Genomic DNA, 8625 nt, shown 5'->3' on the forward strand with positions numbered 1-8625 from the left:
CCCGTAAGACCGCGGCCGCCGCCGCGACCACGGCCGCCACCACCGCCACGGCGATATCCGCTTCGTCGGCCGTCGCCATCGAGGACGAGACGTCGGCCGAGGCCGCCGCCGAGCCGAAGAAGCGCACGGTCAAGAAGACCGCCGTGAAGAAGACCGCTGTGAAGAAGACGGCGGCGAAGAAGACCGGCACCAAGGACGCCGACGAGGGCGAGACCCCCGTCGCCGAGGGCGAGGACTGGGCTGCCGAGGACCTCGCCGACGAGGCCGAGGACGAGGCGCCCAAGGCCGGCGGCACCCAGGGCTTCGTCCTGTCCGACGACGACGAGGACGACGCCCCGGCCCAGCCGGTCATGGTGGCCGGAGCGACCGCCGACCCCGTCAAGGACTACCTCAAGCAGATCGGCAAGGTGCCCCTCCTCAACGCCGAGCAGGAGGTGGAGCTCGCCAAGCGCATCGAGGCGGGTCTGTTCTCCGAGTACAAGCTCGAAGAGGAGGAGGACCACAAGCCCGCCTTCAAGCGCGAGCTGGAGATCATCGTCGAGGACGGCCGCCGCGCGAAGAACCACCTGCTGGAGGCCAACCTCCGCCTCGTGGTCTCCCTCGCCAAGCGCTACACCGGCCGCGGCATGCTCTTCCTGGACCTGATCCAGGAGGGCAATCTGGGTCTGATCCGCGCGGTCGAGAAGTTCGACTACACCAAGGGCTACAAGTTCTCGACCTATGCCACGTGGTGGATCCGCCAGGCGATCACGCGCGCCATGGCCGACCAGTCGCGCACCATCCGCATCCCCGTGCACATGGTCGAGATCATCAACAAGCTCGCCCGTGTGCAGCGCCAGATGCTCCAGGACCTGGGCCGTGAGCCCACCCCGGAGGAGCTGGGCAAGGAACTCGACATGACCCCCGAGAAGGTCATCGAGGTCCAGAAGTACGGCCGTGAGCCGATCTCCCTGCACACCCCTCTGGGTGAGGAGGGCGACAGCGAGTTCGGTGACCTCATCGAGGACTCCGAGGCGGTCGTCCCGGCGGACGCGGTCTCCTTCACCTTCCTCCAGGAGCAGCTCCAGTCCATCCTGGGCACGCTCTCGGAGCGCGAGGCGGGCGTGGTCTCCATGCGCTTCGGCCTCACGGACGGCCAGCCGAAGACCCTGGACGAGATCGGCCGCGTGTACGGGGTCACCCGTGAGCGCATCCGCCAGATCGAGTCCAAGACGATGTCGAAGCTGCGCCACCCGTCGCGTTCGCAGGTGCTGCGCGACTACCTCGACTGAGTCGATCTCCCCGCCCCTGACCTGCGGACCCGCGGGTCGGGGGCGTGCTGCGTCGAGCAATGGGATGGTGGGCATGACGCCGACGGGCACCCGGCCCGTCCCCGCCTCGCTCGCCGAGGAGGTTCCGCCCATGGCCGACACCCCGCTCCCGCCCCCTCCCTCGCGGCCCCCGGAGTGGGGTCCGCGCCCTGAGGGCCCGACGGCCCGCCCTTCCCCCCGCCCGGCAAAGCCCCACCGGGTCTTCTTCTGGGTCTTCCTCGCGGTGCAGATCCTCTTCCTCGTCTGGATTATCACGGCCGTGAACGAGGCCCCCGATCTTCCCGACGCCTGTGTCGGGCTGACCGGCGACGCCCTCCAGATCTGCCGGGACGGCGGAGAGGTCGGAACCGCGATCGGTGTCGGGCTCCTGATCGCCCTGTGGGCGGCGGTGGACATCATCCTCGCCACCACCTACGGCATCTACCGGCTCAGCCGCAGGCAGCGCGCGTGACGCGCACGGGCGCGGGTCGGGCCGGCATGTCCGGCGGGCCGGCATGTCCGGGGCGGCCTCCACCAGGAGCGGGGGACGACGGTGACGGCGTGCGGCCCGGGTCGACGCACCGCACGGCTTTGGGGCATCCGGTTCTCGTCCCCGGCCGCGAGGGTCAGGTTTCGAGGAGGTGCTTGAGCTTCTCCTCGCCCCGGGGCATCTCCTTGCGGACCATGGGCCTGACCACAAGGGGGACGAGGGCCCGGCCCACGCCGTGGCCCTCGAAATCGACGTCCAGGGTGACGCGGGAGCGGGCGCCGCCGTCGAGGGGTTCGATGGTGCCGCGCACATCAGGTCGTACCGGTCCGTCGATGCCGTGCACGTGCCAGCTCCGCGGCGGGTCGAGCTCCACGAACTCCATGGTCGTGGGAACCCTCCGGCGGCCGATCTGCCGGGTGACGAGGATCCTCGAACCGACGTGCACGGGGAGATCGCCGATCGGGACGGCGGATACGGCGCTGTCCTGCCACTCCGGCAGGTGGGTGGGGTCCGTCAGGTACGAGTAGACGTCCTCGGGCCTGCGGTCGATGTCGATGCTCTTCCTCATCGCGGACATGGCGGTTCCTTGGCGCCCCCTGGCCGGCCCCCTGTTCCACGCTACTCCGCGGGGGACGCGGCGGCGCGGTGCTTCCTGGCGGACATTGCGGCGTGGACGAGGACACCCGCGAAGAGGAAGAGCACGCCCTGGTAGACGGCCGCGTAGCCGGAGCCGGCGACCAGCCACAGCGAGAAGCCGAAGGCTATGGCGGCGAGGACGCCGTCGCGGGCCAGGCGGCCGGGGTGGACCCGCTCGCGCTGCCCGGAGAGCAGGAAGTAGATCTGCGCGGCGGTGGCCAGCAGGTAGGGGACGGTCGCCGTGAAGGTGGTGATCAGGACGAGGCTCTCGAAGACGCCCTGGGCTGCGGCCGTGTAGTTGTAGACGGTGAGGGCGGAGGCCAGCGAGACGGTGACGATCACGCCGACGACGGGGACGCCGCGCTTCTTCCTCTCGAAGGCCTTCGGGAAGAGACCGTCCTTGGCGGCGGCGTACGGGGTCTGCGCGCTGAGCAGCGTCCAGCCGTTGAGGGCGCCGAGCATCGAGATCACGGCGGCGCAGGCGACCACGGTGCCGCCCCAGGTGCCGCCGAACATGGCGTCGACGGCGTCGGTGAAGGGGGCGGTGGAGGAGACCAGCCGGTCGTGGGCGACCAGGCCGAAGACGGCGACGGTGCCGAGCAGGTACACGGTGGCGGCGCCCACGGTGCCCAGGACCGTGGCCCGGCCGACGTTGCGGGCCGGGTCGCGGACCTCGCCGGCGCTGACGGTGGCGGACTCGACGCCGAGGTAGCTGAACAGCAGGATCGCCGCGGAGGCGGAGACGGCGCCGGCCGCGCTCTGGTCGGTGGCCCGGAAGGGGCCGAGGTGGGCGGGGTCGAAGAAGAACAGCCCGCCGACCGCGACCAGGAGCAGCGGGACGAACTTCAGTACGGTGGCCACGACTTGCACCGCACCGACGTAGCGGGTGCCCGCCAGATTGGCGAGGGCCGGGAGCCACTGGACGGCGAGGGCGGCCATGCACATGGACCACTTGTGCTCGCCCGCGGCGGGGAACAGCACCGTGAGGTAGCCGACGGCCGCCACGGCCAGGGCCGCGTTCGAGACCCAGGCGGTGATCCAGTAGCTCCAGGCGGCGAGGAAGCCGGCGAAGTCGCCGAAGGCGGCGCGGGCGTAGACGTAGGGACCGCCCGTCTGCGGGTGGCGTTCGGCGAGCCGGCCGAAGACCAGGGCGAGGGCGATCGCGCCGACGGTGAGGACGGCGAAGGCGACGAGGCTGATGGTGCCGAAGGGAGCGACCGAGGCGGGCAGAAGGAAGATCCCGCCGCCGATGATGTTGCCCATGACCAGGCAGGTCGCGACGGGAAGGCCGAAGCGGCGCGCGTGGGGGTCGCGGCCCTGCTCGGCGGGTGCGGCGGTCTCGGCGGGTGCGGCGGCCTCGGCGGGCAGGGTTGCGGTGCTGGTCATCGGTGGTGCGCCTCTGGATGTCTCACATGCTGGTCAGATCAACACATGGTTGACCACCGTGGATGTGGCACAAAATCAGCGGATTTCGTCCCGCGCGGGCACCCCTGCGGAAGGAAGCCTTCCGGTAGTTCCGTCCCCGGGCGGGGTTTCCTCCACCGGCAGCCCCGCGGGCTCGCCCACCGCCTCCCCCGCCGGCACGGCCAGCGCCTCGCCCACCGGCGCGGCCAGCGCCTCGCCCACCGGCACCACCACCGGTATCTGCGGCCCGTCCGCCTCCCGCAACCAGCGCCGCAGCACGGCGTGCACCGCCTCCGCTCCGGCCAGTTCCTCCCCCGGGTCCGACAGTTCCGTGGGCCACATCAGGAACGGGTGCCCCTGTGCCCCGCCCAGCCCGCCGTGCGAGCCGATCTGCTCCTCGAAGGCGTGCACCGCGCCCGTCCGCGGGTCGTACGCAGAGTTCACCATCACGTCCGCCACGTGCGGGAAGGTGTCGGCCCGCCGGACGGCCTGCGCCGCGCCCGGGCCGAAGGGAGCCAGCAGCTCCTCCGCCTCCCCCGGGACGTCCAGCCGGGCCGCCCTTCCGCCCCGGCTGAGCACCACCCCGTCCACCAGCAGAAATCCCACGCCCGGATGGTTCGCCAGGGTGGCCAGCAGGGCGGGGTGCGCGCGCTCGACGCGCGCCCGGGAAGCCCGGCCGGGGATGTCCGGGAAGGAGATCAGGGCGAGGTTGCCCGAGGCCAGCACCACCGGATCGGAGCCCGGCCCCGGGTGCGCCTCCTCGCCCTCCTCCACCGGCCGGTGGAGCGCCGCGAGGACGGCCGCCCGGGCCTCGGCCCCGCTGCGGGTCCGGCCGGCCCGGCGGGAGACGGGCAGCCCGCAGCCCGCTCGGACGAGGGCCTTGAGGGTCAGCCCGTACCGACCGAGGAAGGTCTCCCCCGGGCTCTGGCCGTGATCGGACAGCAGCACGATCCGGTACCGGCGCGGCGCGTGCTCGGCGACCCGGGTGATCAGCGCGAGGCTGCGGTCCAGGCGCTGCAACACCCGGTCGGTGTCCCGGCCGCGCGGGCCCGAGTGGTGTGCGACCTCGTCGTAGGCCACCAGGTCGGCGTAGACCGCTGAGCGCCCGGCGAGCATGTCGCCGATCACGGCCGCGACGACCACGTCCCGTTCGACCACGGTCGCGAAGGCCCGGATCAAGGGGTACAGCCCGCCCCGCGACACCCGCGGCCGGTCCCCGCGGATCCGCGCCCGCAGTGACTGGACGACCTCGCGGACCACCTCGGCCACGAAGGACCCGGCCGTACGGACGGCGTTGGCCGGATCGGAGAAGTACGCGAAGTAGCCGGCGCGGGACCGGTTGGCCGGCCCCCGCCGGGCCGAGACCGACAGCACCAGCGCCAGCTGGTCGGCGCCGCCGCTGAACAGGTTGCCCCGGCTCGCCCCGTCCGGCGTGAGCAGTCCGCCGTGGCCGGTGCGCCCGATGGCCCGCCGCTGGAGCTCGGCGGCGCTGGTCGGCCGGTTGCAGACCATCACCTCGCCGGTGTCCTTCTCGTACCAGCGGAAGGCCGGCACGTCGAAGTTGGAGCCGTGCAGGATCCCCAGCTGGCTGGCACCGGTCTGGCTCGACCAGTCGGTACGCCAGGAGCGGGCGCGGTGGCCGCTGTCCAGCAGGCCCGCGACGGTGGGCATCAGCCCGTCGGCGCACGCACGGCGCAACTCCTCGTACCCCACGCCGTCCAGCTGGAGCATGAGCAGGCCCGGCGGTCCCTCGGCGGCAGGGGCCGGGTCCGCCTCGCCCTGCCTGCGGCGGCGCCGGTCGGCGAGCCGGTAGAGCCGCCGCCGGTAGGCCTCGTCGTCGCGCACGGCGAGTGCGGTCGAGGTCGCCGACGCCACCGCGGACATCACGGCGGCGACGACCACCGCGGTCTCGGGGGCCGCCTCGCTCCGGCCGTCCGGGATCAGGCTGAGCGCCAGCAGCAGGAGCGAGCCGTTGAGGAAGAAGACGAGCAGCCCGAGCACCAGTGCGGGCACCAGCAGCAGGGCCCGGACGAGCACAGGCCAGACCAGCGCGCTCAGCAGACCGAAGGCCCCGGCGGCCCAGGCGGCGGTCAGCCCGATCTGCGTGATGCTGTCACCGTCGTCGGACTGCAGCCGGAAGTCCGGCAGGATTCCGGCCAGGGCGAGCATCGTGAGGGTGGACACGGCCCACACCAGGAGCACCCGCACCAGGGCGCTCCCCGCGGTCCGCCACCGTCCTCGCCCCACGCCGCCACCTCCCGCGAGCCCTGTCCCGCCCTCCAGGCTCGCACAGCACGGCGCGCCCGGTCGGGCGAAGCGGACGGCGCACCGGGGTGTGGAGCGGGCTTCCGGAACGGGTCAGGTCAGGTGCCAGGACGGGTCAGGTCAGGTGTCAGGTGTCAGGTGCCGTCGTAGCCGGCGGTCGGCATGGACAGCCTGCGGTGCACCTCGGCCTTCATCGCGGAGGTGTACCGGGGTTCCTCGGCCCCGACGGTCTCCAGCCGTACGCCGCGCCGCTCGCACTCGGCGGTGAACTCCTCGACGGAGCGCAGCGCCCGGGCCAGCACCCGGTGATTGGCGGCGACGAAGAGGTCCACCTGCCCGGTGTCGACATCGGACCAGAGGCCGCAGTGGTCGGCGCGGAGCCCGTAGACCAGCAACTGCTTCCTCACGACGTAGCCCCGGTCGGCGGCCCAGCGCGCGCACACGGCGTGCTGGCCGCGGGTGTCCACGGCGAAGGGGTCGGCGTCGAGGTCTTCGAGCGGGGCCAGGCTGGTGATCGCGGCCACGCGCAACTCTTCCATGCCGCCGGACCCTACTCCGATACTCCCGCGTAGAGGAGGGGGCGGCCGAGATCCGATTCCGAGCGGCCGCGCAGGGCAGACTTTAGGCTCGTGACGAGGCGCGAGGGAGGGAGGGCCGGGTGCAGGTGGAGATCACCTGGTGGGGTCATGCCACGTGCACCGTCGAGGACTCCGGGGTCCGGCTGCTCACGGACCCGCTGTTCGCCCGGCGGCTCGCACACCTGCGGCGGCGGCGCGGGGCGGTGCCCCTGCCCGAGGCGGCGGCGGCCGACGTGGTGCTGGTCTCCCATCTGCACGCCGACCACCTGCATCTGCCGTCGTTGGCGCGGCTCGCGCCCGGCACGCGGCTGGTGGTGCCGCGCGGGGCGCGCCGGGCCGTGCCGGGGCTGGCGCGCGTCGCCGGGCTGCGCGGGCTGGCCGTGACGGAGGTGGTGCCGGGCGAGGAGGTCCCCGTACGGGAGGGCGTACGGGTCCGGGCGGTCCGCGCACGGCACGACGGACGGCGGCTGCCGTTCGGGCCGCGCCTGTGCCCGGCGCTCGGTTACGTGGTGCAGGGCGCGGCGCGGACCTATTTCGCCGGGGACACCGGCCTGTTCGACACGATGGCCGAGGAGGTCGGACCGGTGGACGTGGCCCTGCTGCCGGTGGGCGGCTGGGGGCCGTACCTCGGCCCGGGCCACCTGGACGCGGGGCGGGCGGCGCGGGCGCTGGCCCGGCTGGCGCCCGCGGCGGCGGTTCCGGTGCACTACGGGACGTACTGGCCCGTCGGGATGGACGCGGTACGGCCGCACGAATTCCACGCTCCCGGCGAGGAGTTCGAGCGGCTCGCACGGCAGCTGGCGCCCAAGGTGACCGTACGGGTACCGCAGCACGGCGAGCGGGTGCGACTGCCGTGACGTGGCGCGAGCTCGCGGCGGCGGCCGATCAGGTACCGCCGGAGAGCACCCAGCAGGCGGTGGGGTACCCGGCGCTGTTCCTGCTGGTGGCGCTGGGTGCGCTGGTACCCGTCATCCCGACGGGCGCACTGGTGAGTTCGGCGGCCGTCGTGGCCTTCCACCACCAGTCGCCGCCCTACGGGGTGCTGCTGGTGTTCGCGGTGTCGGCACTGGCGGCGTTCACCGGGGACATGACGCTGTACTGGCTCGGGCAGCGCGGGGTGCGCTCACGGGGCGGCTCGCGCTGGCTGGAGGCGCTGCGCGGCCGGGCCACGCCGGAGCGGCTGGAGCAGGCGCGGACGCGCCTCGACGAGCACGGGGTACTCGTCCTGGTCCTGTCGCGGCTGGTCCCGGCCGGCCGGATCCCGGTGATGCTGGCCTGTCTCCTGGCGCAGATGCCGTTGCGCCGCTTCGCCCGCGGCGACGCCCCGGCGTGCCTGGCCTGGGCGGCTGCGTACAGTCTGATCGGCATCCTGGGCGGCACCCTCTTCGCGGAGCCCTGGAAGGGCGTGGCCCTCGCGGTCGGCCTGGCCCTCGCGATCAGCGCGGGGCCCCCGCTGTGGCGTCGGCTGTGGCCGAAGCCCTGACCGGCCCTGACCGACGCCTGCCGGCCGCTACCGGTCCCCGCCGTGTCCCTGTCGCGCGCCGACGGGCGGGAACGCGAGACCCGTCGGCGTGTTGAGGCCGGTGAAGGCGAGTGTGACCTGTCCGCCGCCCGTCTTCGCGGACCCGTACCACCCGGTTGTCGAAGCCGTCGGCCACGTAGAGGTTGCCGGAGCCGTCGAGCGCGAGGTCCAGCGGGGAGTTGAGGCCGAGGGTGGGCACCGTGCTCTGCGCACCGCTGCCCGCGGCCGGCTTCACCACGCGGTTGTTGCCGCTGTCGGCGATGTAGAGGTCACCGGCGGCGTCGGGGGCCAGTCCGGCTGGCTGGGAGAGGCCGGTGGTGGGCACGGTGGTCCGGCCACTCCCGTCCACGGCCACCTCGACGACCCGGTTGTTGACGACGTCGGAGACGTACAGGGGCGGACCGGCGGGCGACCGTACCCATCGGAGCGGCCGTCGGCCGC

The 8625-nt window shown here is 73.3% G+C and carries 8 protein-coding genes and 1 pseudogene; 4 read left to right on the forward strand and 5 right to left on the reverse strand.

Features of this window, described 5'->3' with window-relative positions; translation table 11 throughout:
* The coding region (locus tag ACWGIU_RS20860) for an RNA polymerase sigma factor (protein WP_453707895.1) at positions 1-1271 on the forward strand (1271 nt) is incomplete at its 5' end.
* Positions 1272-1344: 73 nt separating this feature from the next.
* Complete coding sequence (locus tag ACWGIU_RS20865; protein WP_453707897.1) at positions 1345-1761, forward strand: hypothetical protein; 417 nt, start codon at positions 1345-1347, stop codon at positions 1759-1761.
* A gap of 154 nt (positions 1762-1915) precedes the next feature.
* On the opposite strand, the gene ACWGIU_RS20870 is transcribed toward ACWGIU_RS20865, so the two are convergent.
* The 4 genes from ACWGIU_RS20870 to ACWGIU_RS20885 all read right to left on the reverse strand — a co-directional run bounded on the left by ACWGIU_RS20870 (position 1916) and on the right by ACWGIU_RS20885 (position 6623).
* Entirely contained in the window at positions 1916-2356 is a 441-nt protein-coding gene (locus ACWGIU_RS20870; RefSeq protein ID WP_453707899.1) for an SRPBCC family protein, read from the reverse strand.
* Positions 2357-2397: 41 nt separating this feature from the next.
* The gene (locus ACWGIU_RS20875) at positions 2398-3801 is read right to left on the reverse strand and encodes an amino acid permease (protein ID WP_453707901.1); all 1404 of its coding nucleotides are present in this window, start codon (positions 3799-3801) and stop codon (positions 2398-2400) included.
* 75 nt (positions 3802-3876) lie between these two features.
* Positions 3877-6066, reverse strand: a complete 2190-nt coding sequence (locus ACWGIU_RS20880; protein ID WP_453707903.1) for a phage holin family protein — start codon at positions 6064-6066, stop codon at positions 3877-3879.
* A gap of 152 nt (positions 6067-6218) precedes the next feature.
* Positions 6219-6623 carry a hypothetical protein gene (locus tag ACWGIU_RS20885; RefSeq protein ID WP_453707905.1) on the reverse strand — a complete coding sequence of 135 codons (405 nt, stop codon included), beginning with the start codon at positions 6621-6623 and terminating at the stop codon, positions 6219-6221.
* 119 nt (positions 6624-6742) lie between these two features.
* Here ACWGIU_RS20885 and ACWGIU_RS20890 point away from each other — a divergent pair, with 119 nt between their 5' ends.
* Together ACWGIU_RS20890 and ACWGIU_RS20895 are read left to right on the forward strand one after the other, a co-directional pair.
* On the forward strand, positions 6743-7519 hold the full coding sequence (locus tag ACWGIU_RS20890; RefSeq protein WP_453707907.1) for an MBL fold metallo-hydrolase: 777 nt from the start codon (positions 6743-6745) through the stop codon (positions 7517-7519).
* Positions 7516-8145, forward strand: a complete 630-nt coding sequence (locus ACWGIU_RS20895) for a DedA family protein (RefSeq protein ID WP_453707909.1) — start codon at positions 7516-7518, stop codon at positions 8143-8145. The genes ACWGIU_RS20890 and ACWGIU_RS20895 overlap by 4 nt, the downstream gene beginning before the upstream one ends.
* On the opposite strand, the pseudogene ACWGIU_RS20900 reads toward ACWGIU_RS20895, so the two are convergent.
* A pseudogene (locus ACWGIU_RS20900) lies at positions 8099-8625 on the reverse strand (hypothetical protein); the annotation flags it as partial. The gene ACWGIU_RS20895 and the pseudogene ACWGIU_RS20900 overlap by 47 nt on opposite strands.

Source organism: Streptomyces sp. NPDC054840 (assembly GCF_053611065.1).

Bases quoted from the DNA above. Each gene is read 5' to 3' on its own strand.
- ACWGIU_RS20865 (WP_453707897.1), top strand. From the start codon at position 1,345: ATGACGCCGACGGGCACCCGGCCCGTCCCCGCCTCGCTCGCCGAGGAG.
- ACWGIU_RS20870 (WP_453707899.1), bottom strand. From the start codon at position 2,356: ATGTCCGCGATGAGGAAGAGCATCGACATCGACCGCAGGCCCGAGGAC.
- ACWGIU_RS20875 (WP_453707901.1), bottom strand. From the start codon at position 3,801: ATGACCAGCACCGCAACCCTGCCCGCCGAGGCCGCCGCACCCGCCGAG.
- ACWGIU_RS20885 (WP_453707905.1), bottom strand. From the start codon at position 6,623: ATGGAAGAGTTGCGCGTGGCCGCGATCACCAGCCTGGCCCCGCTCGAA.